Annotated in this window: 23 protein-coding genes and 1 pseudogene; 15 read left to right on the top strand and 9 right to left on the bottom strand. The window is 58.8% G+C overall.

The window, feature by feature from the left end; genetic code table 11:
- Nucleotides 1-4 precede the first annotated feature (4 nt).
- Nucleotides 5-1387 (top strand): cysteine--tRNA ligase, encoded by a 1383-nt coding sequence (gene cysS, locus ACK59H_RS02355; protein ID WP_060476555.1) that lies wholly within the window; start codon nucleotides 5-7, stop codon nucleotides 1385-1387.
- A gap of 33 nt (nucleotides 1388-1420) precedes the next feature.
- Here cysS and ACK59H_RS02350 read toward each other — a convergent pair whose 3' ends face one another.
- The 5 genes from ACK59H_RS02350 to ACK59H_RS02330 form a co-directional block, all read right to left on the bottom strand.
- Nucleotides 1421-2812 carry a HAMP domain-containing sensor histidine kinase gene (locus tag ACK59H_RS02350; protein ID WP_060476554.1) on the bottom strand — a complete coding sequence of 464 codons (1392 nt, stop codon included), beginning with the start codon at nucleotides 2810-2812 and terminating at the stop codon, nucleotides 1421-1423.
- Nucleotides 2790-3470: a response regulator transcription factor gene (locus tag ACK59H_RS02345; protein WP_060476553.1), complete on the bottom strand. Its 681-nt coding sequence runs from the start codon at nucleotides 3468-3470 to the stop codon at nucleotides 2790-2792. Before ACK59H_RS02345 ends, ACK59H_RS02350 begins: the two co-directional genes overlap by 23 nt.
- Before the next feature lie 146 nt (nucleotides 3471-3616).
- Nucleotides 3617-4636, bottom strand: coding sequence for a branched-chain amino acid aminotransferase (locus tag ACK59H_RS02340; RefSeq protein WP_060476552.1), 1020 nt, complete (start codon nucleotides 4634-4636; stop codon nucleotides 3617-3619).
- Between the two features lie 295 nt (nucleotides 4637-4931).
- Nucleotides 4932-5291, bottom strand: a complete 360-nt coding sequence (locus tag ACK59H_RS02335; RefSeq protein ID WP_060476551.1) for a hypothetical protein — start codon at nucleotides 5289-5291, stop codon at nucleotides 4932-4934.
- On the bottom strand, nucleotides 5288-5665 hold the full coding sequence (locus tag ACK59H_RS02330; RefSeq protein ID WP_060476550.1) for a glyoxalase superfamily protein: 378 nt from the start codon (nucleotides 5663-5665) through the stop codon (nucleotides 5288-5290). Before ACK59H_RS02330 ends, ACK59H_RS02335 begins: the two co-directional genes overlap by 4 nt.
- A gap of 271 nt (nucleotides 5666-5936) precedes the next feature.
- Here ACK59H_RS02330 and ACK59H_RS02325 point away from each other — a divergent pair, with 271 nt between their 5' ends.
- From ACK59H_RS02325 to ureG, 8 genes are read left to right on the top strand one after another with little or no spacing between them, the layout of a single operon-like run.
- Nucleotides 5937-6770, top strand: coding sequence for an urease accessory protein UreD (locus ACK59H_RS02325; protein WP_409264223.1), 834 nt, complete (start codon nucleotides 5937-5939; stop codon nucleotides 6768-6770).
- 9 nt (nucleotides 6771-6779) lie between these two features.
- On the top strand, nucleotides 6780-7082 hold the full coding sequence (locus ACK59H_RS02320; protein ID WP_060476548.1) for an urease subunit gamma: 303 nt from the start codon (nucleotides 6780-6782) through the stop codon (nucleotides 7080-7082).
- Nucleotides 7083-7101: 19 nt separating this feature from the next.
- On the top strand, nucleotides 7102-7419 hold the full coding sequence (locus ACK59H_RS02315; protein ID WP_060476547.1) for an urease subunit beta: 318 nt from the start codon (nucleotides 7102-7104) through the stop codon (nucleotides 7417-7419).
- Nucleotides 7416-9119 carry an urease subunit alpha gene (ureC, locus tag ACK59H_RS02310; protein WP_060476546.1) on the top strand — a complete coding sequence of 568 codons (1704 nt, stop codon included), beginning with the start codon at nucleotides 7416-7418 and terminating at the stop codon, nucleotides 9117-9119. The genes ACK59H_RS02315 and ureC overlap by 4 nt, the downstream gene beginning before the upstream one ends.
- A 10-nt stretch (nucleotides 9120-9129) precedes the next feature.
- Complete coding sequence (ureE, locus tag ACK59H_RS02305; protein WP_060476545.1) at nucleotides 9130-9621, top strand: urease accessory protein UreE; 492 nt, start codon at nucleotides 9130-9132, stop codon at nucleotides 9619-9621.
- A 23-nt stretch (nucleotides 9622-9644) separates the two neighbouring features.
- Entirely contained in the window at nucleotides 9645-10190 is a 546-nt protein-coding gene (locus ACK59H_RS02300; protein WP_186477096.1) for a HupE/UreJ family protein, read from the top strand.
- Nucleotides 10190-10864 carry an urease accessory protein UreF gene (locus tag ACK59H_RS02295; RefSeq protein ID WP_060476543.1) on the top strand — a complete coding sequence of 225 codons (675 nt, stop codon included), beginning with the start codon at nucleotides 10190-10192 and terminating at the stop codon, nucleotides 10862-10864. The genes ACK59H_RS02300 and ACK59H_RS02295 overlap by 1 nt, the downstream gene beginning before the upstream one ends.
- An 11-nt stretch (nucleotides 10865-10875) precedes the next feature.
- Nucleotides 10876-11499: an urease accessory protein UreG gene (gene ureG, locus ACK59H_RS02290; protein WP_027916761.1), complete on the top strand. Its 624-nt coding sequence runs from the start codon at nucleotides 10876-10878 to the stop codon at nucleotides 11497-11499.
- A gap of 116 nt (nucleotides 11500-11615) precedes the next feature.
- Here ureG and ACK59H_RS02285 read toward each other — a convergent pair whose 3' ends face one another.
- Nucleotides 11616-12275: an HAD family phosphatase gene (locus ACK59H_RS02285; protein ID WP_060476542.1), complete on the bottom strand. Its 660-nt coding sequence runs from the start codon at nucleotides 12273-12275 to the stop codon at nucleotides 11616-11618.
- A gap of 1472 nt (nucleotides 12276-13747) precedes the next feature.
- Between ACK59H_RS02285 and ACK59H_RS02280 the strand changes: the two genes are divergently transcribed.
- From ACK59H_RS02280 to ACK59H_RS02265, 4 genes are all read left to right on the top strand, one after another.
- Complete coding sequence (locus ACK59H_RS02280) at nucleotides 13748-14446, top strand: hypothetical protein (RefSeq protein ID WP_090342397.1); 699 nt, start codon at nucleotides 13748-13750, stop codon at nucleotides 14444-14446.
- A 113-nt stretch (nucleotides 14447-14559) separates the two neighbouring features.
- On the top strand, nucleotides 14560-16356 hold the full coding sequence (locus tag ACK59H_RS02275; protein WP_213660785.1) for a hypothetical protein: 1797 nt from the start codon (nucleotides 14560-14562) through the stop codon (nucleotides 16354-16356).
- A complete protein-coding gene (locus ACK59H_RS02270) occupies nucleotides 16353-17264 on the top strand; it encodes an ATP-binding protein (RefSeq protein WP_213660786.1) in 912 nt (303 codons plus the stop codon). Before ACK59H_RS02275 ends, ACK59H_RS02270 begins: the two co-directional genes overlap by 4 nt.
- Nucleotides 17254-18582, top strand: coding sequence for a hypothetical protein (locus ACK59H_RS02265; protein WP_213660787.1), 1329 nt, complete (start codon nucleotides 17254-17256; stop codon nucleotides 18580-18582). Before ACK59H_RS02270 ends, ACK59H_RS02265 begins: the two co-directional genes overlap by 11 nt.
- A 45-nt stretch (nucleotides 18583-18627) precedes the next feature.
- Here the strand turns inward: ACK59H_RS02265 and ACK59H_RS02260 are convergent, their stop codons facing one another.
- On the bottom strand, nucleotides 18628-19719 hold the full coding sequence (locus ACK59H_RS02260) for a site-specific integrase (protein ID WP_213660788.1): 1092 nt from the start codon (nucleotides 19717-19719) through the stop codon (nucleotides 18628-18630).
- Between the two features lie 331 nt (nucleotides 19720-20050).
- Nucleotides 20051-20404 carry a hypothetical protein gene (locus ACK59H_RS02255; protein WP_213660789.1) on the bottom strand — a complete coding sequence of 118 codons (354 nt, stop codon included), beginning with the start codon at nucleotides 20402-20404 and terminating at the stop codon, nucleotides 20051-20053.
- A gap of 182 nt (nucleotides 20405-20586) precedes the next feature.
- Between ACK59H_RS02255 and ACK59H_RS02250 the strand changes: the two are divergent.
- Together ACK59H_RS02250 and ACK59H_RS02245 are read left to right on the top strand one after the other, a co-directional pair.
- Nucleotides 20587-20907, top strand: a pseudogene (locus ACK59H_RS02250) (recombinase family protein); the annotation flags it as partial.
- A gap of 26 nt (nucleotides 20908-20933) precedes the next feature.
- Nucleotides 20934-21326, top strand: a complete 393-nt coding sequence (locus tag ACK59H_RS02245; protein WP_186711847.1) for a hypothetical protein — start codon at nucleotides 20934-20936, stop codon at nucleotides 21324-21326.
- A gap of 392 nt (nucleotides 21327-21718) precedes the next feature.
- On the opposite strand, the gene prpR is transcribed toward ACK59H_RS02245, so the two are convergent.
- A complete protein-coding gene (gene prpR / locus ACK59H_RS02240; protein WP_213660790.1) occupies nucleotides 21719-23671 on the bottom strand; it encodes a propionate catabolism operon regulatory protein PrpR in 1953 nt (650 codons plus the stop codon).
- Between the last annotated feature and the right edge of the window lie 75 nt (nucleotides 23672-23746).

Raw genomic sequence — 23746 nt, 5'->3', positions numbered from 1 at the left:
CGCCGTGCTTACCATCTACAACACCCTGAGCAAGACCAAGGAAGCCTTCAAACCGCTCGACGGCAATAAGGTGCGCATGTATGTATGCGGCATGACCGTGTACGACTACTGCCACCTTGGCCATGGCCGCAGCATGGTGGCATTCGACCTGGTCACCCGCTGGTTGCGCAAGAGCGGCTACGAGCTGACTTACGTACGCAACATCACCGACATCGATGACAAGATCATCAACCGCGCCAATGAAAACGGCGAGGCGTTCGACGCCTTGACCGCGCGCATGATCGACGCGATGCACGAGGACGAGCGCCGGCTGAACATCCTCAAGCCGGACCTGGAGCCACGTGCCACCGACCATATCGCCGGCATGCACGCGATGATCCAGACCCTGATCGACAAGGGCTATGCCTACGCCCCTGGGAATGGCGACGTCTACTACCGCGTCGGCAAGTTCGTCGGTTACGGCAAGCTGTCGCGCAAGAAGGTCGAAGACCTGCGCATCGGCGCTCGCATCGAGGTCGATGAGGCCAAGCAGGACCCACTGGACTTCGTTCTGTGGAAAGGCGTGAAGCCAGGCGAGCCGTACTGGGATTCGCCGTGGGGGCCTGGCCGTCCGGGCTGGCACATCGAATGCTCGGTGATGTCGACCTGCTGCCTGGGCGAGAGCTTCGATATTCACGGTGGCGGCAGCGACCTCGAGTTCCCGCACCATGAGAACGAGATCGCTCAAAGTGAGGCTGCCACTGGCAAGCAGTACGCCAACGCCTGGATGCACTGCGGCATGATCCGCATCAACGGCGAGAAGATGTCCAAGTCGTTGAACAACTTCTTCACCATCCGTGATGTGCTCGCCAAGTATCACCCGGAGGTGGTGCGCTACCTATTGGTGGCCAGCCACTACCGCAGCGCGATCAACTACTCCGAAGACAGCCTGCGCGATGCCAAGGGCGCCCTGGAGCGTTTCTATCACGCCCTGCGTGGCCTGCCGCGGGTAGCCGCCAAGGGTGGTGAAGCCTTCGTCGAGCGCTTCAGCGTGGCGATGAACGACGACTTCGGTACCCCTGAAGCTTGCGCTGTGCTGTTCGACCTGGTGCGCGAGATCAATCGCTTGCGTGACAGCGATGTCGATGCCGCAGCGGGGCTGGCCGGTCGCCTGCGTGAACTGGGTGATGTGCTGGGTGTGCTGCAGCTAGAAGCCGATGACTTCCTGCGTGCCGGTGCCGAGGGCAAGGTCGATGCAGCTGAGGTCGAAGCGTTGATCCAGGCGCGTCTGCAGGCGCGTGCGGACAAGAACTGGGCAGAGTCCGACCGGATCCGTGACCAGATCACCGCCATGGGTGTGGTGCTGGAAGACAGCAAGGGCGCAACGACCTGGCGCCTGGCGGACTGACCGATGTGAAGGGGCCGCAAAGCGGCCCCGAATTTATTTGCTCGCGCCGGCCAGCGGGCAGTGCAATACCAGCTTTGCCCCGCCCAGCTCACTCTCGCCAATCTCCAGCCCGAACCCGTGCAAGTCGACGATCGCCGCAACGATCGACAGCCCCAGGCCGAAACCTGCGTGGCGGTGGCCTTCCTCACTGCGATAAAAGCGCTTGAGTACCGCAGCCCGTTCCTCTTCAGGGATACCGGGACCGCTGTCTTCGATGGCAATGTGCACGCCTGTATCATCCTGGTGAGCGGTGATGGCAACCCGGCCGCCTTCAGGTGTGAACTTGATGCCGTTACCCACCAGATTGGCCAAGGCTTCGAACAACAGCTCGCGGTCGCCATGCAGTGCCGGCAACTGCGCAGGCTGCTCTAGGTTCAGGCGGATCGCGCCATCTTCGGCCAAGGGCAGATAGAAATCATGCAGCTCCACCAGCAGCTCATGTGGGTCCAGCTGAACGAAACCGGCGCGGCGCTGGCGGTCTTCCAGTTCGCTGATGCGCAGCAATCCACGGAACCGCGCCATCAATGTGTCGGTTTCGCCGATCGCCTGGTCCAGCGCCTCGGCCTGGGGCGAGTCGTGTTCGCTGTGCTGGCGAATGCGATAGAGCTGGGCGCGCAGGCGGGTGAGGGGCGTGCGCAGATCATGGGCGATATTGTCGCAGACCCCTTTGACTTCATGCATCAGCCGCTCGATACGGTCGAGCATGGCATTGACGATGGCGGCGAGCATGTCCAGCTCATCGCGGCGTGCAGACAGCGGTAAGCGATGGGTGAGGTCACCTGCGACGATCAGCTCGGCCTGAGCCTGGATGGCGCGGATACGTTTGAGCGGTCGGCGGCGCAGCAGATACCAGCCGGCAAAGCCTGGAATCAGCGTCAGCGAGATACCCCATAGCAGGGCATCGAGAATGATCCGCGTGACCACGAACAACGAGCCATTGTCGCGAAACAGCACCAGCCAGCGGCCATCCTGCACTTTGATCGCCACGGCATCGCAACTGTCGCGCGGCACATGGGGGTCGTCAGCATCGAGGCAGCGCTTGAGTTCGTGCACTTTACCGTCCAGCCCGAGTTCAGGAGGTATGGTGCGAATCCGCCCGCCCACAGGGTTGAGTTGGGCATCGAACAAACCATAGGCATCGAAGCTGCGCTCTTCGAACGCTTGGCTTGCCACCAGAGCGTCGTCCAGTTGCTTGCCGCTCATGTGCGCGAACAGGTGCTGGCGCTGCAGCATGGAATGGCGGGTGAGTTTGTTCAGGTAGCTGGACACTTCGAAGTACAGCACCCCCATGAGGATGCAGCTCCAGGCCACGAACAGGAAGCTGTACAGCGCCAGCAGGCGGCTCGTCGAGGAGCTCCAGCCCTTAGACGGGTTCAGCAATGGCATAACCCGAGCCCCGTACCGTACGGATCAGCGGCGATTGGCCGGGGGAGTCGATCTTCTTGCGAAGACGGCCGATATGGACGTCGATCAGGTTGGTACCTGGGTCGAAGTGGTAGCCCCAGACCTCCTCGAAAATCATCATTCGGGTGATCACCTGGCCGCTGTGACGCATCAGGTATTCCAGCAATTTGTATTCGGTAGGCAGCAGGTTCAGGGTTTGCTCGCCACGGCGCGCCTCGTGGCTGATCAGGTCCAGTTGCAGGTCTGCCACTTGCAGGCGGGTCTGGGTCATCGGCACGCTGTTGCGTCGTAGCAGTACCTCGACCCGCGCCGCCATTTCATCGGAGGCAAATGGTTTGGTCAGGTAGTCGTCACCCCCTGCACGCAGGCCGCGAACGCGCTCGTCGACGTCGGACAGGGCACTGATCATCAGAATCGGGGTGGCGATCTTCAGGTTGCGCAGGGTGGTGACGATCGTCAGGCCATCAACCTCGGGCAGCATGCGGTCGACGGTGATCAGGTCGTAACCGCCGGCGATGGCCTTGGCCAAGCCCTCGCGGCCGTTATCGGCCCAATCCACTTCCAGGCCGTGGCTTGAGAGTTCGGCGACGATTTCCTGGCCGGTGACGGCGTCGTCTTCGATGGTCAATACGCGTGGCATGCTCGTTCCTGGGCGTCTAGTTGGAGACTCGATTGTGCCAAAGAATAGCCAAACGGCGATTTAAGAAAAATTCATCTACGCCGGCTTAAACCAAACGGGGCATGCCAGTGTCTGGCATGCCCCGTCGGTCAGCATGGCGCAGCGTATCAGGCGACCTTGACGATCCAGCCCGCCGGCGCTTCGACATCGCCGCTCTGGATACCGGTCAGCTCGTTGTAAAGCTTCTGGGTAACCGGGCCGACCTTCTCCAGGTCGTGGAACACGTGGAGCTTGCCGTTGTACTCGATGCCGCCGATGGGGGTGATCACTGCGGCAGTCCCGCAAGCGCCGGCTTCGATGAAGCGGTCGAGCTTGTTGATTTCGACGTCGCCTTCGATCACGGTCAGGCCCAGGCGCGATTGCGCAAGTTCCATCAGCGACAGGCGGGTGATACCCGGCAGCACCGAGGCCGACTTAGGCGTGACGAACTCGTTGTTGGCCGTGATACCGAAGAAGTTGGCCGAACCGACTTCTTCGATCTTGGTGTGGGTCAAAGGGTCGAGGTAGATGGCGTCAGCGAAGTTGGCTTTCTTGGCTTCAGCGCCCGGTTGCAGGCTGGCAGCATAGTTGCCGCCGACCTTGGCTGCGCCCGTGCCTTGAGGGGCGGCACGGTCGAAGCTGGAAATCTGGAAGTTGTGTGGCTTCATGCCGCCCTTGAAGTAAGAACCCACAGGGATGGCGAACACCGAGAAGATGAACTCTGGGGCGGTGCGCACGCCGATGTTGTCGCCAGTGCCAATGACGAACGGGCGCAGGTAAAGGGCGCCTTTGCCATGGGGAGGGACAAACTTCTCGTTGGCCTTGACCACTTGCTTGCAGGCCTCGATGAACACATCGGTCGGGACCTGAGGCATCAGCAGGCGCGCACAGCTGCGCTGCATGCGGGCGGCATTCTGGTCTGGGCGGAACAGGTTGATCGAGCCATCTTTGCAACGATAGGCTTTCAGGCCTTCGAAGCACTGCTGGCCATAGTGCAGGGCGGTGGAGCCTTCACTGATGTGCAGCACGTTGTCTTCGGTCAGGGTGCCTTTGTCCCACTCACCATTGCGCCATACGGACAGGAAGCGCTTGTCGGTCTTGATGTAGTCGAAACCCAGCTTGTCCCAGTTAATGCTTTCGTTACTCATGACACCCTCGATTGTCTTGCAAGTGCCCGATCGCTCGGGCTGCTGTTATATGCGCACCACGCCACGATAATACATCCGTCGCGGATCGGGAACGGTCAGTCACGAATTGGCACTGATCTGCAAGCGCTCACTGGCTGGGCTGGCCTCTTCGAGGCTAAAGCCGCTCTTGGAAGAACTGCTTAAGCCCTGAGGTGCCCGTGCTCCCAGATCGGGCTGAGTAAACAAAAGCAGACTCAATCTCTCGTTGAGCAAGCGGGTTCGCCCGCGAGGAGGCCAGCCCAGTCTCAACTAGACGTCAGCCTTGCTGTAGGCGCCGTTTCCAGTCACCTGCATGGCTGGCGATACAGGCCTGCTCACTGTCGAAGCGCACATGCCAAGCCAAGTGGTCCAGGTGCACACCGGCTTCTTGAAGCGCCTGGCCTGTCAGCGCAAGCATCCGCGCCTTGGCTCCACCCGCCAGCGCCGCTGCTTTGTCGGCCTCGTACTCGAACACCCAAGTGACGCGAAGGCTTGCTGGAATATCGTTTGGATCGAGCCGATGGGTCAGCCAGCTGAACCCGACGATCTCGGTCTTGGCCGTTTCGCAGGCATCAGTCAGACAGGCGACCAGTTCGCGCTCCAGGCGCGCCAGAACGCGCTTGCTCATGGCTCTCATTGGGCGGCCTGCTCATCGATCTGCTGGCAAAAGCGCAACAGGTTGCCGAACGGGTCGCGCACCTGCATTTGCAGGCCCCAGTCCACGCGTTCGGCCTGAGGGCGGGCGTAACCGTACTGTTTGGCCAACAGCTCGCGCTCCAGTGCGCGCAGGTCTTGGGTACGGGCAAACACGGTGGCGCCTGGGCAGGCATCGCCGTGGTGTTCGCTCAAGTGAAGGATCAGGCCATCGCGGTGAATCTGCGCATAGAGCGGCAAATCTGGGCTGAAGCGGTGTTCCCAGTCGAGCTCAAAGCCCAGGAAGTCGAGGTAGAACTCCTTGGCTTTGTCGACAGAAAAAATCCTCAAGACCGGGATGGCGGGGGATAGGGACATAGCGGTACCAGGGTCGATGGGCGTGACGTGACTCTAGCGCAGCACTGAAACAGGGCCAAGAGGCGCCCCGGTAATGGGCGCACATCACAGCTGTGCCCCATGCCAGAGCCATAGCCTGCAAGCTTTCATCTTCGTTCACCTGCGGAGTTGGCCCGCAACCTGCTATATCCCACCCACGAAATTTGATCGAGTGGTCAGTCCGCGTGCTTCCAAGGGCCGGCGCATGATCCTCAAAAAGGCCGCAAGGCCACAGAAATCAAGGGGCCGCAGGATGTCGCTCGCGGAGCATATCGAACCACTGGAAACAGACGCCGGCTGGAGCGCGTACCTGCACTTGCGCTTTGTCGAGGGTGAGGGCATGACCCGCCTTGGTGCGCGTCGGCATTTCGGCCCACTTTTGGTGCAGCGCCCATTCTATCCGGAGGGTGCTCCTTGTCATGTTTACGTGCTGCATCCACCTGGCGGCATCGTCGCAGGTGATCGGCTGGAACTGGACATTCACCTCGAACCGGGTAGCCACGCGCTGCTCACCATGCCCGGTGCCAGCAAGTTCTACCGCAGTATCGGCCCCACCGCGCGCCTGGCTCAGCATTTTCACCTGCAGGCAGGCAGCACCCTGGAATGGCTGCCCCAGGACAGCATCTTTTTCAACGGCGCCCGCGCCAGCCTGGATAACCGTTTTACCCTTGAACTCGGTGCCAAACTGTTGGCATGGGAGACCTTGTGCCTGGGGCGCCCGGTGATGAACGAGCGCTTCGAACAGGGCGCCATCGACAGCCGCTTGTGCATAGAGCTGCCAGGCGAGCCGGGGCTGCACGAGCGTCTACGAATCGCAGGCGGGCAACTGGCCAAAGTCGCGGACCATCCGCTGGTCGCTACCTTTTGCGCCTATCCCGCGACACCGTTCGTACTGGAGCAGGTGCGCGCGCAACTGGACGCACTCGATATCCCCGCCGGCGCGACCTTGCTCGGCTCGCTGCTGGTGATTCGCCTGCTCGACCACGACAACCAACATCTGCAACAGACCCTGCAGCGCCTGTGGTACGTGCTGCGCCCGGCCGTACTGGGCCTGGCCGCGTGCCCGCCGCGCATCTGGGCCACTTGAGAGAGCGCCATGGAGCTGACCCCGAGAGAGAAAGACAAACTGCTGCTGTTCACCGCCGCATTGCTGGCCGAGCGGCGCCTGGCCCGTGGCCTCAAGCTCAATTACCCCGAGGCTGTGGCGCTGATCAGTGCAGCGGTGCTCGAAGGCGCCCGCGATGGCCGCACGGTGGCCGAGCTGATGAGCCTTGGCCGCGAAGTGCTCGGCCGTGATCAGGTCATGCAAGGGGTGGCCGAAATGCTGCACGACGTGCAGGTCGAAGCAACATTCCCCGACGGCACCAAGCTTGTGACCGTACACGACCCTATCGTCTGACCTGAAGCAGGAGCCCAGCATGATCCCAGGTGAAATTCAGGTCGCCGATGGCGACATCGAACTCAACGTCGGCCGTGAAACCGTTCGCGTGAGTGTGGCCAATCATGGCGACCGGCCGGTGCAGGTCGGTTCCCACTACCACTTTTATGAAGTCAACGAAGCACTGGTGTTCGAACGCGATCCCAGCCGTGGCATGCGCCTGGATATCCCGGCAGGGACCGCGGTGCGTTTCGAGCCGGGCCAGTCGCGCACCGTGCAGCTGGTGGCCTACGCCGGCAAGCGTGAGGTGTATGGCTTCCAGGGCAAAATCAATGGCCCACTGGAGGGCAAGGCATGAGTCGTATTTCGCGTAGGGCCTATGCCGATATGTTCGGCCCCACCGTGGGCGATCGCGTACGCCTGGCCGACACCGAGCTGTGGGTCGAGGTCGAGCAGGACTTCACCATCTATGGCGAAGAGGTCAAGTTCGGTGGTGGCAAGGTGATCCGCGACGGTATGGGCCAAGGCCAGATGCTTGCCGCCCACGCCATGGATCTGGTGCTGACCAATGCCCTGATCATCGACCACTGGGGCATCGTCAAGGCCGATATTGGCGTCAAGCACGGGCGCATCGCAGCCATTGGCAAGGCCGGCAACCCGGATGTGCAGCCGGGCGTGACCGTGCCGGTGGGCCCGGGTACCGAAGTGATCGCCGCCGAAGGCAAGATCGTCACCGCAGGCGGGATCGATTCGCATATCCATTTCATCTGCCCGCAGCAGGTGGAGGAGGCGTTGACCAGTGGCATCACCACGTTCATCGGCGGTGGCACCGGCCCCGCTACCGGCACCAATGCCACTACTTGTACGCCAGGGCCCTGGTACTTGGCCCGCATGCTCCAAGCCGCCGACTGCCTGCCGATCAATATCGGCCTGCTGGGTAAGGGCAATGCGTCGCGCCCTGAAGCGCTGCGCGAACAGATCGCCGCGGGTGCGGTGGGCCTGAAGCTGCACGAAGACTGGGGCTCGACCCCGGCTGCCATCGATTGCTGCCTGGGGGTGGCCGAAGAGATGGACATCCAGGTGGCCATCCATACCGATACCCTCAACGAATCCGGCTGCATCGAGGATACCTTGGCGGCCATTGGCGACCGCACCATCCATACCTTCCACACCGAAGGTGCCGGTGGCGGACATGCCCCTGACATCATTCGCGCGGCGGGGCAGGCCAATGTGTTGCCGTCCTCGACCAACCCGACCCTGCCATACACCATCAATACGGTCGACGAGCACCTGGACATGCTGATGGTCTGCCACCACCTGGACCCGAGCATTGCCGAGGACGTGGCATTTGCCGAGTCGCGCATCCGCCGCGAGACCATCGCCGCCGAAGACATCCTCCACGACATGGGCGCCTTTGCCATGACCTCATCCGACTCCCAGGCAATGGGCCGGGTGGGCGAAGTGGTGCTGCGCACCTGGCAGGTGGCCCATCAGATGAAGCTGCGCCGTGGCCCGCTGGCACCGGACACCGCCTACAGCGATAACTTCCGGGTCAAACGCTATATCGCTAAGTACACCATCAACCCGGCGTTGACCCATGGCATCGCCCATGAAGTCGGCTCGGTGGAAGTCGGCAAGCTGGCCGACCTGGTGCTGTGGGCGCCGGCTTTCTTTGCGGTCAAGCCTGCCTTGGTGATCAAGGGCGGGATGATCGCCACTGCGCCCATGGGCGACATCAACGGATCGATCCCGACGCCGCAGCCTGTGCACTACCGGCCGATGTTCGGCGCCATGGGGGCGGCGCGACATGCCACGCGCATGACCTTCCTGCCCCAGGCCGCCATGGACCGTGGCCTGCACCAGGAGCTTGGGCTGCAGAGCCTGATTGGCGTAGCGCACGGTTGCCGCCAAGTGCGCAAGGCCGACATGGTCCACAACACCCTGCAACCGCTGATCGAAGTCGATTCGCAGACGTACCAGGTTCGTGCCGACGGCCAGTTGCTGGTCTGCGAGCCGGCCAGCGAACTGCCGCTGGCCCAGCGTTATTTCCTGTTCTGAAGGAGTGAAGATGATTGTTCTGACCCGCCGAATCGAGGCATCCGACAATGTCACTGCAAGCGTCACCTTGGATGTCGACAGCCGCATCAAGAGCCGCTTGCGGGTAACCCTCGACGATGGCCGTGAAGCTGGCTTGATGCTCGAACGTGGCCACCTGCTGCGTGGCGGCGAGTTGCTCACCGATGATGCCGCAAGCCAAGTGGTGCGTGTGCTGGCGGCACCAGAAGCGGTATCGACAGTGCGTTGCGCCGACCCCCACCTGCTGGCGCGCGCGGCTTATCACCTGGGCAACCGCCATGTTCCCCTGCAGATCGAACCGGGCTTGCTGCGTTATCAGCACGACCATGTGCTCGATGACATGCTGCGGGGCCTGGGCCTGACGGTACAAGCCGAGCAGGCTCCCTTCGAGCCTGAAGCCGGCGCTTACCAGAGTGCGCCGCACGGCCACAGCCACAGCCATGGCAATGACCACCCCTTCGTGCGCCTGCCTGCCCATTCCTGAAACGTTCCCCGTAGGAGTCCACCATGAAAAAGATTTTCGCCCTTGCACTGTTGATGGTCGCGTTGCCGGCTTTCGCTCACCCCGGCCACGATGGCAACCCGTTGCATGATGGTCTGCTGCACCCGCTGACCGGGCTCGACCACCTGCTGATGCTGCTTGGCACAGGCGTGCTCGCCGCACTGACCCGGCGCAACCTGACCCTGCCGTTGGCCACCCTGGCGTCGATGTTCGCCGGTGCGGTGTGCGGCCACCTGTTCGGCGACGTGCTGGGCATGGAGACCATGATTGCCGTCTCGGTGCTGGTTGCCGCCGCCGCAGTCCTGCTGCCAAGCCGCCAATTGGTGTTGGCCTTGGCCATGCCGGTGTTCGCCCTGTTCCACGGCTGGGCCCATGGCGTTGAAGCTACCCCGAGCGCATTCTGGATGTTCAGCGCAGGCTTCGTCACCGTCAGCGGCCTGCTGTTGCTGGCCGGTTTCGCGGTAGGTTGCCTGCTGCGTCGCCACAGCGGCCTGCAGAAAGCCTTCGGCGGCGGCATGTTGGCCGGTGCTGCTCTGGTGCTCGCTGGGTGATGAACAGCGACCTGGCACTGCTGCGCTTGCTGCAGTTGGCCAGCCCGGGCCTGCCGGTGGGTGGTTTCACCTACTCACAGGGCTTGGAGTGGGCCGTCGAGGCTGGCTGGGTGCGTGACACCGCCAGCTTCTGCGCCTGGCAGCGCGAACAGATCCACGACACCCTGGCCTGCCTCGACTGGCCTGTGCTGGCGCGCCTGTACCACGCCTGCGAGGCCGGCGATTCACACGCGTTCACTCGCTGGAGCCAATTCTTGCTGGCCAACCGCGAAACGGCCGAATTGCGCCTGGAAGAACAGCAGCGCGGCGCGGCCCTGGCGCGGATGCTCGATGGTTGGCAGCTAGGTCAGGAGCCTGCTTGGCGCAGCAGCCTTGAACTCAGCCAGCTGGGCGCCATGGCATGGCTCGCCGCGCACTGGCAGATACCCCTTCGGCAACTCGCCCTTGGCCATGCTTTCGCCTGGCTGGAAGGGGCGGTGATGGCCGGGGTCAAGCTGGTGCCGTTCGGCCAGCAGGCAGCGCAGACTCTTCTGCGGGATCTGGGCGCCGAACTGCCGTGCGTGCTGGACCGGGCCCTGACGCTGGCTGATGACCAGCTAGGCGGGGGGCTGCCGCTGTTGGCGATCGCTTCATCACGTCACGAAACTCAATACACCCGTTTATTCCGCTCCTGAGGACTGCCTCCATGCAAAGCTATCAGCAACCCCTGCGCGTCGGTGTCGGCGGCCCGGTCGGCTCTGGCAAGACCGCACTGCTCGAATGCCTGTGCAAGGCCATGCGTGACCACTACCAGATCGCCGTTGTCACCAACGATATCTACACCAAGGAAGACCAGCGTATTCTCACCGAAGCCGGCGCGCTTGAGCCTGAGCGGATTGTCGGCGTAGAAACCGGCGGCTGCCCGCACACCGCCATCCGTGAAGACGCTTCGATGAACCTTGCGGCGGTAGAAGCACTGGCGCGCAAGTTCGGCAACCTTGAGGTGATTTTCGTCGAGAGTGGCGGCGATAACCTCAGCGCCACTTTCAGCCCGGAACTGGCCGATCTGACCATCTACGTCATCGACGTGGCCGAGGGTGAAAAGATCCCGCGTAAAGGCGGCCCCGGCATCACCAAGTCGGATTTTTTGGTGATCAACAAGACTGACCTGGCGCCTTACGTGGGTGCCTCGCTGGAAGTGATGGAGCGTGACACCCAGCGCATGCGGCCCCAGCGGCCCTGGACCTTCAGCAACCTGAAGAAGGGTGAGGGTTTGCAGGCGGTGATCGACTTCATCGTCGAGCGTGGAATGCTCGGCGTCAGAGGCTGAACAGCGGTCAATGGGTGGGCTTGGCTAAAACGCTGCTGCCAGTAAGGTCGAGCGCCGCCTGCGCGGCGCCCGGTTGCCGCCTCCATGAAAGACACAAGGCGACCTCATTGCTAGGTTCAACCGTGCAGGGTTTCGATCAACGCCCAGAGCGCTGGATCATCGAAATCCTTCACAACCAGTTTTGCTCCAGCCGCAAGCAGGCGCTCTGGCGTCTGCGTGGTGGCAACCCCGACGGTGAATATTCCGGCGCCGCTTGCCGCAGCAACCCCCGGCAACGAGTCCTCGAATGCCAACGCTTCACTCGCCAGCGCCTCTAGGCGCAACAGGCCGGTCAGGTACGGCAGCGGATCAGGCTTTGGCCGCGCCAGCTCCTCCGCTACCAATACGTGCTCGAAACGAGCTGCCAACCCCATGGCGTTGAGCATGTGCTCGGCATTGAGCCGCGGCGCATTGGTGACCACGCACATGCCGATGTCCCAGGCTCGGGCATGGTCCATCAGGCGTAGCAGGCCGGGCAGGGGGTGCAGTTCAGTGGACAGTTCGCGGAACAGCGCCTCCTTGCGCTCGGCAAGCGCCTGGCGCTCGCTTGTGCTCGCCAGTGGAAACAATTCAGCGAACAATGCGCCATTGGCGCGCCCACTGACCTGGGCGTCAAATTGCTCCTGGGTCAGTTCGCGGCCGTCATAGGCGTTGAGTAATTGGCGAAATGCCTGCAAATGCAGGGTATCGGTGTCGGTCAAGGTTCCGTCGAGATCGAACAGCAGGGCAGTCAGCATCAGGTATCCAGATAATCAGAAAAACGAACGCCTCGTGATCATAGCGAAGAGTCATCTTAACTAAATCTTCCAATTTCTGGCTAGTCGATAATCTCGGCATTTCAATGGTTTGCGTTCCTGTCAGCTCGCGGATTTTAATATTTACTTGGTGCTTTCGAGGTGAGGGTTTAGTTGAGCTGGAGCGTTGTTACTAAAAGTTGGCGAATAAGCATGCAGCTACGCAATAAGAATTGCTGCTTTAGGTTCTTGAGGATATATAGTTTTCTGCTGGTCGGGTGTAATGACTCAAGATGGTCGTCAGGACCCTATCTATTGGTAAGTCCTGTCGATTGCGTCCTTGTTTTTGGAACTCCTTTTGAAGATGCCGAATGTGCTTTCTCCGATACTGGGGTAAGCACTGCGTGATGTCTGCTGCTGACCATCCACAATCCAGCAGAAAAGCCAGTAATCCGTTTCTCCACATAATCCGTCCTTTTAATGCATCAGGTGTAATGCGCTTTGCTCGGGATCTGAAATGATTTTGTAGGTTAACTGCGGGCGTGTTAGCTAGTAATTCGCCTGCTCTAATGTCTGGAAACAGGAGTCCCTCGCTAAGTTTGGAAAGTCCTAGCCAAGCGTGAGTTGCTCGCACTGGACATAGCTGAGGTAAATAGCCAATAGTCAAAAGCTGGGGCGGCGACTTAAGCGATTTTGGGGTTGGGCGAACTGTTATCTGCATTTTTTTTGGCGTCACCACCACGTCCTTTAGGCTCAGTGCGCAAGTCTCATTCATCTCCAATCCGTACCAGTAAGAAACGAGCAATATCGCTCGATTACGCACTGATGTGAGGAGTTTATGATGCATCAGGCGTGCTCTGTCTTGGTTCAGGAGGGCGCGGGCTTTTTTGAGCTCGTGTCGGTGGCGATGGATCTCGCCTTTTAACATTTTAGTCAGTTCGGAGACACAATGAAATGTAGGAGTCGTCTGTGAAGATATGGGTGCTTGTAAGCATATTACCTTCTCGAACTCCCTGCAGAGCCTTAACGCGGAGGGGCATTGGGTGGGATCTGCAAATCCGAGTGTCCGATGATAGCGAGAGAGCGCGGTTATGATCCGACTGATTTCGGTAGGGGTACTTCGGAAGCTACGCAACAGATAGAGGCACAATTCTTCAGCTGTGCAGGGAAGGCCACCTTCATAGTAATTTTGGAAATCACGTATATAACCCATTGTTTGACGGTCTAATAGGGAGGGTGTGGGGCCTGGCATGGATAATGTTTTCATCGGGTCGCTTCCTCTATGCTTGTGATTCCGTAGCGGCTTATTGTTTTTCTTACGCTATGCGGTACCTTTTATTCCCAATAGGCATTATGGGTGCAGGGCAACTGTGCGATTATCACATTGTGGAATCCGCCCCCCATCCGTCATAGAAGACCTCCGCGAGGGGTTGGCATATCTACCTAAGCATGAAGTCTATGTTGAGGGTGTAGATATGTCTAAAAAAATCGCGAAGCAAGCGACGCCCAGCAATGCCTTGATTGCTCAGATGCGTAACCGTGGCTCTGTCCGCAGCAGCATTTGGCATGTTTATAGTTTGAAAGCCAATAATGACTTGATCCTAGAAAGCCATCGTGAAGTCGCGCATTGGTTGGTTTATCTTGAGTTTGACTCATCAATAGTAAGTTTCTGGAAGCCACGCGGCGATGAATTTAATGCAGATCAGCGAGGTGGGCGCAAGGTAAAACTTGATGCGATTGCTACGAATGCCGAGGGCTTGATCGAGTGGCATGAGGTGAAGTCCGGATACATTGATGATCTAGAGGCGCATGAGCAACTGAAAGTTCAGAAGGAGTTGGCGCGGGCTGCAGGGGCTCTTTACCGACTTTTCGATGAGTCAACACGAAGCGCCCGTCACTATGAAGTTATACCCTTACTAAGATTGGCAAATTTCGTGGCGTTGACGCGCTGGAGTGCAGATATCAACACAACAGAAGCGCTTCTTTTTCAACTCATCGGGCGAAATGGAACCGGTACTATCGGTAGTTTGGCGCAGATGTTACCTAACCTCGACATGACGGAGTTGGTCGGCGGGCTCAGCCGTTTGGCAATCAAAGGGCAGGTAAAGTTAACGATTGATGCTTTCACCCCAAACCTGCAGACCACATGGTCTTGCAAAGTTGAACGGCCATGAAGCGGGTTGTGATACCCCAGAGCGTGCAAGCTGGGAACTGGCCGAGACTGCCAGCCTCGGCAGTCCCCGAGGAGCACTGGGAGCTGTTCTGTAAGCGTCGCACTGCAGTGCAGATGTACATTGAAGGTCACGCTTTGCGCGTAATTGAGCAGAAGACCCACCTAAAAGGGTGGGAGGTTAATCGGTTAGCGACCCGCTTTCTGACTTTGGATGACCAAGGCCAGTGTATTGGCGAAAGAGCTTTGCTTCCCTATATTCATCTCAAATCCTACGAGCGACGCAAACCATCGGGTCACAAATATAGTGGCCAGCAGGGAGGGATGTCGGGCTGTCTTCAGCATTTGCTTAAAATATATCCGGAAGTTGAAGAGCAGATGATCGCGGTTATCAAAGATTCCGCACAGACGCTTGATGATCAGAGGAACGCAATTGCGTTCCTTGCCAAAAAGTTCATGCAGATTTTGCACGCCGTTGCCCCTGACCATCGTGGTTGGCCGTATTCGACTAAGTATCAGGGGCGTGTGAGCATACGCCGCTATATTCTCGCTCTGCGCAACCAATTTCCGGCCTCGTACATTAACGCGCATGGCAGTCCCGAGGCGAGAGCGCATATTGTCACGGGTACCGGGCATCGGCCATACCTTGTCGCGCAGCGACCGTTCGATGTTGTGGAATTGGATGGCCATTTTCTCAGTGCTTTTTTTGTTTTGTTGGTTGAGCAAGTAAATGGCTTGATGCTACCGATTCCGTTAGACCGTATGTGGTTACTCGCTGCTATTGATCAATATTCCCATGCTGTGCTTGCGTACAAATTGGTCTTGCGAAGCCAGCCTGGAGCCAGTGATGTTCGCGAAGTGCTTGTGCGAGCAAGCTTGGGGGGGTGGAAGGCGCAAACACTGGAAAACACCAATTTTCCCTATAAGGTCGATGCTGGTTTTCCTTCTAGTGTGATTGAGGAATGTTGTGGTGTCACGTTCAGCGTACTTAGTGTTGACTCGCATCTATCCAATATAGCTAAGAAAATTACGCTTCAAGCGCGGCAGGATTTCGGCTTCCATCATTACTTGGGGCCAACCGGACGTTTTGAAACGCGCGCAAAGATCGAGCGACTTTTTGCGGAGGTTGTACGACACACAGCTTTATTACCTTCGACAACCGGTAGTAACCCTCGTCATGGCAGAGCAGATGGCGCGCAGGAAAAAGCCGTTGATTATCAGTTGGATCTGACACGATTTATCCAAGCATTGGACGTCGCGCTAGCCAATTATAATACGGAACCGTCGGAAGGTATTGGCATGTTTTCGCCGTTGGGCTTGATTCGACAGTATATGAATCAAGCTGCCATACTACCACGCATTGCCGTTGAGCGTCGTGAACGGCTGAAAGTCGACTTGATTACTAAGTATGTCACGGTGCGCGGAAGCTTGGCGGAAGGGCGGCGACCATACGTCATGCTGGATCGGGTCAGGTATACCAGTGAGCATTTGGCGGCCAACTTTGATCTGATCGGGCTCAGATTGTGTGTGGAAATTGATGAACATGATTATCGCGCTGTCAACGCTTTCCTACCCAATGGTGCTGCAATAGGTGTACTCCACGCCTGCGGTTGGTGGGCGACCTTTAGGCATACGCCGTACATTAGACGTTTGGTTAATTCGTTGATTGCTCAACGAGCGTTGACTATCACTGAGGATCTTCCACCCAGTCAGCAGATCTGTGATTATTTCATTCGCCACAACGAACCCAACCGGGCGCTACTGGTTAAGCAGGCCGAGGATCCGAGCCTGTCGACATTGCCGCGCGCCGTCGTGCCTGTGAAAAAACCGGTGAAGGATTACCTGCTTCAGCCGGGTCAAGAATATCCTGGTCTTCCCTCAGCTGGGCATGCCGATAACCGAGGTGGATCATGAATATTACGCATCCCTTAATCAGCAAGCAGGCGCAAATTATCACGCCTGCGTTCATTTGGGCGGTGCGATTGTGTCTTGATCGGGTTGCAATGAGACGTTCCGCAGTGATGTTTCGTGGGCATTCACGGGTTGGTAAAAGTCGCTGCGCTGTGTTTGTGGCCGAGCAGCTAAAAAAACAGTTTCCTGAATGCCATGTTGTTTTGCACATAGCGCTGAAGCGGAAAGATTCGCGCCCTAACTTGCTTAGGGAACTTTGTTATTCTGAAAGTATTCATCCAAAGGAGCGTGTGGATCTGCGCTATCATTTGGTAGCTCATGTGGAATCATTATTGGTCGGGCAGCAGGCTGGGCAATATATTTTGGTTATAGATGAGATTCAAAGATTGTTGCCGGTGGATTACTTTGACTTGGCGGATATCTACAATTTGCTACAGGTGAAGAACATCTGCATGACGTTGATTGCCTTTGCTCAGCCGCATATCGATGAACAAGTTACTATGATTAATAAGCGTCGTGACCAGCAGTTGATCGCACGGTTTTTAACCGAGATATTGACTTATCCTGGCTGTCGTGGGGTCGACGAACTCGGCGTGATATTGAATGCCTACGATACGGGCTCCGAGTTCCCCTCTGGTTCAGGAACGAGCTATACCGCGCATTTTATACCCAAGGCCTTCTCGGCAGGTTTTCGTTTGGCACTTGCTACCGAGTCGCTATGGCTCGAATTGTCGGCCAGTACTTCCGGGAATTATACAAACAACATTCCCATGGACCATCTGTGTGAGTCGGTACTCAATCTACTGCTCAGCCTTGCAGCCAAGGACAGCACCTCCATGGAGCTTGATCCTCACTGGGTGAGTGAGGCCGTGCAAAAAAGCAACCTACGGGCTTTTTGTGATGCATTATAACCGTGGCTATTTCTTTCCCGATGGGTTTCCCACGCCCTTCGAAGCGGCCTTTGCTACTGTGCAAAAAGCTGCGGTCATCAACGGGGTGCCGGCACGCGCTTTGTTGCTGGCCTTCAGTCCTGGCGAAGGCGACCATCGATGGCGCCACGGCAGCGTGGCCAGCGCAACGATTCAAGGGTTGTACGCGCCCGGGCGCCCCTACCTGGCGAATACGCACTTCATTGGCAGCGTTGCACAATTTTTTTCCCCGCGTGCCATGGATAAGTTGCAGTACTGCCCACTGTGTGCCGCTGACTCAGGTTACCTCTCGCTCTTTTTCCATTTGCGATGCGTCCGATGGTGTCCATGGCATCGGGTTGAACTCAAATCTTTGTGCGCGCAATGTGCTGATGCCGCGGCTTTTTGTCCCGATCGGAACAGTCAGCCATGTGCCACCTGCGGTTATTCCGTGCCCAGCTTGAAAGTGATCCTCGACAGCTTGCGCTCGGGTCTCTGTGCTCAGCGTGCCGCTCATAGTTTGCGGCTATTTAGCACCCTGGCGCGTCTTCAGCGTTTGGGTATTTTAGACACCATGCGGTTGGGGGAGGGTCCTATAGATCCTCCCGTTCTGATTCAACCTCATAGTTTTTATGACGCGTTCGAAGAAGACTCGACCCTACGGCGATACCGGGTGGCATTAGACATGAGAGGGGGTGAGGATAGCTTGACACAACCGCGGCAGGTGGATGTGGTCTATCGACGGTTTGTGTCATTCTGGAGGTCGAGGCTACTTCGGCGCCATCGTCATTGCCTGCATAACGCCAACAGTTGCCTGGGGATCCGCGAACGGGGATCGTGCGTGTTTGCGCTCACGCTGATGCTGTTTCGGCAGAAATTTGAAACATTGCCTATTTCAAATACTCGCATTTGCATGTCTGACGCGGCTCTGGAGTGTCTAAGTGAGTTGGGCTTCACGCGTAGTAGCCTACGCAGTTATTTCAAAGTAATGTTTTATCGGTTGCTTTCCCGGCTGTGGTATCGCAGTGCCCATAGCAACGGTTTTTCTGTCCGTGTTGATTCTCGCTTCTTCTTCACGCCCTTTCTGAGCAGAACGCCATCGCTTAGCGACTACCTCGGTGAGAGCATCCGAGGACGGGTCCATGAAATCATTATCGACTTGCCTGCCGGGCTGCCGGTGCTCCGCAAGCTCATGAACCACGGGCGCACCGATGCGTTGCTGCGGATTTCCCACGTTGCCGGCACCGTTTCAGTTCATACCGATGCCCAGCCAAAGTTCCTGTTCGGTTTCGAAATCCTGGCGAGCGCCTTTGTATTTTGAGTTCAGTGCACTGTGCGGGATGAAGGATGTCACTGATCGAGGCGATTATTCATCGGAAGGCGCGCTGACGTTCGCTTGAGGTGTGAGGGCCTGGCCAAGTAGGTTGGTTGCACGACTGCCCAGCAGGGTGCCGGCCTGGAAATAGCCCATCACGGTATTGACGCTGCGGTGCTCGGTCATCGCCATCACCTCTCCCAGTGGCACTCCCTGGCGCCCGGCCTCGGTGACAAAGCCCGAGCGCAGGCTGTGCGCTGCCCAATCCCCTTCAAGCCCGGCCAATTGCGCTCGACGCTTGACGATACGCGCCACCTGATCGCCTGATAGACCGGTGCTACTGACCCGGCCGCCTCTGTACAGCCGACGGAACAGTGGGCCGGTCTGCGCGGGCGCCGCCTCCAGCCACGCCTGCAGTGCATGGGCCGCAGGCCCTTGCAGGGGCTTTTCCCGCCGCTCGCCACCGGTGTCAGTCTTCGTCGCCCCCAACGCGTAGAGCCAAGTGTCTGCGTCCAAGCGACGGAGGTCCTGAACCTGCAGGCCAATCACTTCTGAACGCCTGCGTCCGCCGCCACTCCACGCCAACAGCAACAGAGCACGGTCGCGGAGGCCGCGAATACCGTCAGTACAGGTAGCAAGCATCGCTTGCAGCGGTTCCAACACCACGGCGGTTTTCTTGCGCACCGAGACGCCGTGGCGAGCCTGGGCCTTACGGGCCTCACGCAACAGGGTTTTTACGACCTGACTCTCTGCCGGGTTTTCCCACTGCTGCAGGCGATGCCACTTGGCCAGGACAGCCAGACGGTGGCTGACCGTGCTGAACGCCAACGGGCCTGGTTTTCCCTTGACGCCGGCGGCGATCAGCGCGGCATCGAGATTCGCTGGCAGCAGGTGGCTCCAGCCGCCCGCGCCGTCGGGTCGGGCAAGGTGGTCGACAATGAACTGCACCGCCACCTCCGGGGGCAAGGCGCCATCACCGAGTGCGCGTCGGTAGCGCAGTTGCAGCCAGGCGGACCAATAGGCAAGGGCGCTCTGGTAGCTGCGCACAGTGTTGGTCGCAGTACCGGCGGCGATGAATGCGTCGGCGGCGGCACGGGTGCTGGCGGCCAGTTCCGCCGACACTAAAGGCGAGGAGGAGGGCATCGCTATCGGTTCTGTCAATGTCTTCTCGCTCAACGGTGCAATAGGTTCGGATAACCTGTGGCTTATCAGGCCTAATATAACGAAGAGGTCGGCATGACGATATCCATGATCGTGAAGGGCCGTTATCGACCCAAAGCTGCCTGTGGAGAGCGACAGCAATCGGCTAACTGCGATCATTCAGCTGAAACGCAGTCCCGCCACCAGCCTTTTAGCCTTGGGCATCCCGCACTCTTCAAATGTTGAATCTACAGACTCTAAATGGCTTGGAATCTTCTGAGCACGGAGGATTCAGGCTACAGCAATAGAGACCGGGAGACCGCGCAAAGGGTTGTCATTGAGGGCTGCCAGGCCCCAGGCAAGCCTCGATCATTTCCGCGACGTCAAGCAAACGCTCGCGCAAAGCGGGAAGCCAGACCACTGCCACGGACGAGTTCCGCTGTGCCAATTCAAGCACTGCCTGAAGCGCATGGTCCGAATGCCGCATTAATTCAACCAAATGAAGGCCGCTGGGACCATGGCTGCCCGCCAGCCAGTGCTTAGCGGTGCGTTCACTGGCATCGGTCCAATTGCGCAGCATCTTGATTGCGCGATGTGACGTGCCTAATTCGGTACGTAAGGCAGCGGCTACGGCGCCGGCGTAGATTTCTGCATTGATTGGAAAAGGATTGCCCATTTTCGCGATCATTTTTCTGTGGCTCCTATTTATATTCGTTTGTGGAGCATCTGACGAAGGCCGGTAGGCGTAGTGCAATCTACGGCTTGGCCTGGGTGTAGACCCCAAGCCGCTGAGGGGGCATCGATCAACAAATGAGACGAGCACAGCTATCCCTGGCAGAGGGCAGCAATAGAGCCGCTGCCTACGTCCGCATGTCGACGGAACACCAGCAGTACTCCACTGAGAACCAGCTGGATGCGATTCGCGTTTATGCCGCAGCGCATGAGCTGGAGATCGTCCGGGTGTACACCGATGCAGGGAAAAGTGGCTTGAGCCTGGATGGTCGGGAGGCTCTTCAGCAGCTACTCCGAGACGTTGACGTGGGTCAGTCCGAGTTCTCTGTGGTTCTGGTCTATGACGTAAGTCGTTGGGGGCGCTTTCAGGACCCTGATGTGAGCGCCAGCTACGAAGTTCGATGTCGGCAGGCGGGTGTCAGGGTCGAATACTGCGCCGAACAGTTCGTTAACGATGGCTTCGAAGCCACGATAGGGAAAAGGATATGGCAGGAGGGAACATCATCTGCGGCACCTTCCAAAGTGCCGACAAATCGGGATCAGCCTTGGAGGCAGTGTTAGATGCACTCCCATTGCAGGCTCACGAACTAGTCGAAAATGTCAAACAGCAACTCGATACAGCCGAATTTGTCCTTATAGAAGTAGAGCAGGCGAAACGCTTGCTTCCATTTTTAAAGGTCTACCAGGCGCAATTGATCGTTGAGATCGGGCACGATGATTGGGCTCGGGCAACGAAGGAGGAAGAGTCTTCGCTTGAAACTGTCGAGGCAAAGTGGGGATCGGGTAAGGGATGGAGACTTTACTGCGTGCGAGATCTCGTAGGTGCTTGTGAAAATGCGCAGATAGAGATGGAACCAGTGTGCATTGCGTTTAGTTAACTGCCTCCAGCCCGTTTTCACACAGCCTAGGTCGAAAGCGGTCAGTCGCGTCCAGACCGGCTGAACATGCACATCGCGAAAACGCACCTCCGGGCGCCATACTGTCCTACTCCGACTGCTCCGACTGCATCAGCATGGTCCTCAGGTGACTGAGCAAGAATGCCGGACGATACAGCACACCGCGCATAGTCGCCGGATCTGATATAGGGCGAAGCGCTCGCAGAATGAGTATCTCCAGTTAACTAAACAGGTTGAGCGCCCCCCACAACAAAGTCGCTAGCAACCCGGCGATGTACGTCGAGCCATTCAAGTTGGCGGATGATTAGACGGTATCGGGCCTTGAGACTGTCCAACCAGACGTCATGGGTTGAACATGGGGTTGGGGCTTTCATTCAGTTGGCAGATCGCAAGCGCCGCCACAAGGTTGTGCGGCTGATGCCGAGACGGCGGGCGGCTTCGTCGAGGTTGCCGTGGCAGCTTTCCAACGTTTCCTTTACATAGCGTAGTTGCGCGACCTTGCCGATGGTGTGCAGGTCCGTTTCGCCTGACGACTTTTTCCGGGCGGGTGAAGGGGGAGGGCCTTCGCAAAGTTCAGGTAGCACGCGTGCCAGGTACTGCTCGTTCACGCGGTGTTCTTCAAGCAGTTCGCGTGCCGAGAGCATCGCGCGCTCGATCACATTCTCCAGTTCCCGGACATTGCCCGGCCAGGCATAGCGTTCAAGGTACGGCAGCAGTGCGGCGGGGATGTCTGCAGCTCCCGGTGGTTGCCCCTGAACGAGCAGGCGCTGGCTGATGCCCCGGCAGATCAGGGCAATGTCCTCAGGGCGCTCTCGCAGCGGGGTGGTCTGCAGACGCAGGATGTTGAGCCGGAAATACAGGTCGGTACGGAAATCGCCATCGTCCATGGCGCTGCGCAGGTCCTGGTGGGTGGCGGCAATGATGCGCACGTCGATGGCAATCGGTTCGGTGCTGCCCAGGCGTAGGACTTCGCGCTCTTGCAGCACGCGCAGCAGGCGTGTTTGCAGCGAAACCGGCATGTCGCCGATCTCGTCGAGGAACAGCGTGCCGCGGTGTGCCGCTTCGAACAGGCCTTGCTTGCCACCTTTGCGCGAGCCGCTGAAGGCGCCTTCCTCATAGCCGAACAATTCACTTTCCAGCAACGACTCGGGAAACGCCGCGCAGTTGATGGCGACAAAGGGGCCTTGCCGGCGCGGGCTTTCGTTATGGATTCCCTGGGCGAGCAATTCCTTGCCGGTGCCGCTTTCACCGGTAATCAGGATGGTCGAATGGCTGGTGGCAAAACGCTTGGCCAACTGCAGCATCTCGCGGTTGGCCTTGCTGTTGCCGTTGAGCTGGTCGAGCCGGTAACGGGCAGTGAAAGCACCGGGGCGGCGGGTGGATCGGATGCGCTGGTCGGCACGTTGCACAACAGTGATGTCCTGGCAGGTCAGGACCAGGCCGGTACGTTCGCCGTTCTCCAGGATAGGCAGTAAATTGCTCACCACGACGTGCGAGCCGAGCCGCATCACGCGATTTTCTTCACCCGTGACTTCCTGCAGCGCCTGCTGCATGTCCAGTTCCGGGCACAGCTGCTGCAGCGGCCGGCCCAACGCTGCGCTAACCGGCAGGTCCAGCAGCTGCGCAAGGGCCGGGTTGAGCGACTGCACCACGCCTTGGTTGTCGACCGCTGCAACGCCGTCGGGGATATGCCGCAGCACGGCATTCAGATGCCGCCGTTTGGCGATCTCGACGCGTTGAGTGTCGAGAATGCCCAGGGCTTCCTCCAGCGCTTTGCGCGCGGTTTCTTCGCTCAGCGACAGCACGCCATGCAGCCCTGCCTGCTCCGCCAGCTCCACCACCGTCGACGAGCCGATGATGCTGCGACAGCCTAGCTGGGCCGCCTGTTCGACGGCCTGGCGCGCCTCTTCCAGGGAGGTGTAGGCGGCCTGGTGAACCTGGACGGTGAAGAGCGCGGCCATGGCTTGCAGGTCGTGGTTGATGTGGTTGTAGCTGAGCACGGCCACCTGGGAGGAGCGTTCGCGGGCCTGCCCCAATGCCCGTAGCAGGTCGCCACTGCCCACGCGCATCGCCAATACCGGGCGTGTCAGGTGTTTGCGCAGGTAGGCGGCGGTCGCCCCGGCGCAGACGAACACATCGACCTTGCCTGCCTGCTCCAGTTCTCGGGCGGTTTGCAGTGCTTCAGCCACCGAGGTGTCGAGGACTTCGATACGGGTATCGGGGTAGTCCGTCGTGAGCCCGGCCACCACATGGGCGAGCCGGCTCCGTTGTTGGGGGCGCTGCAAGTGGCTGATCAGCACGACGACCTGGGAGGCAAGAGCATCCATCACGGGGCCTGTTCATATTTGAAATGTTTCGATAATGAATCAATAGCTTGCAAATATGCAACGAGCAGCCTGACT

Origin of the sequence: Pseudomonas sp. KCJK9000, assembly GCF_046230725.1 — a bacterium.
Taxonomy (GTDB): domain Bacteria; phylum Pseudomonadota; class Gammaproteobacteria; order Pseudomonadales; family Pseudomonadaceae; genus Aquipseudomonas; species Aquipseudomonas promysalinigenes.
This window is presented reverse-complemented; position numbering and strand designations above follow the sequence as displayed.

Bases quoted from the DNA above. Each gene is read 5' to 3' on its own strand.
- ACK59H_RS02350 (WP_060476554.1), bottom strand. From the start codon at position 2,812: ATGCCATTGCTGAACCCGTCTAAGGGCTGGAGCTCCTCGACGAGCCGC.
- ACK59H_RS02345 (WP_060476553.1), bottom strand. From the start codon at position 3,470: ATGCCACGCGTATTGACCATCGAAGACGACGCCGTCACCGGCCAGGAA.
- ACK59H_RS02340 (WP_060476552.1), bottom strand. From the start codon at position 4,636: ATGAGTAACGAAAGCATTAACTGGGACAAGCTGGGTTTCGACTACATC.
- ACK59H_RS02335 (WP_060476551.1), bottom strand. From the start codon at position 5,291: ATGAGAGCCATGAGCAAGCGCGTTCTGGCGCGCCTGGAGCGCGAACTG.
- ACK59H_RS02330 (WP_060476550.1), bottom strand. From the start codon at position 5,665: ATGTCCCTATCCCCCGCCATCCCGGTCTTGAGGATTTTTTCTGTCGAC.
- ACK59H_RS02325 (WP_409264223.1), top strand. From the start codon at position 5,937: ATGTCGCTCGCGGAGCATATCGAACCACTGGAAACAGACGCCGGCTGG.
- ACK59H_RS02320 (WP_060476548.1), top strand. From the start codon at position 6,780: ATGGAGCTGACCCCGAGAGAGAAAGACAAACTGCTGCTGTTCACCGCC.
- ACK59H_RS02315 (WP_060476547.1), top strand. From the start codon at position 7,102: ATGATCCCAGGTGAAATTCAGGTCGCCGATGGCGACATCGAACTCAAC.
- ureC (WP_060476546.1), top strand. From the start codon at position 7,416: ATGAGTCGTATTTCGCGTAGGGCCTATGCCGATATGTTCGGCCCCACC.
- ureE (WP_060476545.1), top strand. From the start codon at position 9,130: ATGATTGTTCTGACCCGCCGAATCGAGGCATCCGACAATGTCACTGCA.
- ACK59H_RS02300 (WP_186477096.1), top strand. From the start codon at position 9,645: ATGAAAAAGATTTTCGCCCTTGCACTGTTGATGGTCGCGTTGCCGGCT.
- ACK59H_RS02295 (WP_060476543.1), top strand. From the start codon at position 10,190: ATGAACAGCGACCTGGCACTGCTGCGCTTGCTGCAGTTGGCCAGCCCG.
- ureG (WP_027916761.1), top strand. From the start codon at position 10,876: ATGCAAAGCTATCAGCAACCCCTGCGCGTCGGTGTCGGCGGCCCGGTC.
- ACK59H_RS02285 (WP_060476542.1), bottom strand. From the start codon at position 12,275: ATGCTGACTGCCCTGCTGTTCGATCTCGACGGAACCTTGACCGACACC.
- ACK59H_RS02280 (WP_090342397.1), top strand. From the start codon at position 13,748: ATGTCTAAAAAAATCGCGAAGCAAGCGACGCCCAGCAATGCCTTGATT.
- ACK59H_RS02275 (WP_213660785.1), top strand. From the start codon at position 14,560: ATGTACATTGAAGGTCACGCTTTGCGCGTAATTGAGCAGAAGACCCAC.
- ACK59H_RS02270 (WP_213660786.1), top strand. From the start codon at position 16,353: ATGAATATTACGCATCCCTTAATCAGCAAGCAGGCGCAAATTATCACG.
- ACK59H_RS02265 (WP_213660787.1), top strand. From the start codon at position 17,254: ATGCATTATAACCGTGGCTATTTCTTTCCCGATGGGTTTCCCACGCCC.
- ACK59H_RS02260 (WP_213660788.1), bottom strand. From the start codon at position 19,719: ATGCCCTCCTCCTCGCCTTTAGTGTCGGCGGAACTGGCCGCCAGCACC.
- ACK59H_RS02255 (WP_213660789.1), bottom strand. From the start codon at position 20,404: ATGATCGCGAAAATGGGCAATCCTTTTCCAATCAATGCAGAAATCTAC.
- ACK59H_RS02245 (WP_186711847.1), top strand. From the start codon at position 20,934: ATGGCAGGAGGGAACATCATCTGCGGCACCTTCCAAAGTGCCGACAAA.
- prpR (WP_213660790.1), bottom strand. From the start codon at position 23,671: ATGGATGCTCTTGCCTCCCAGGTCGTCGTGCTGATCAGCCACTTGCAG.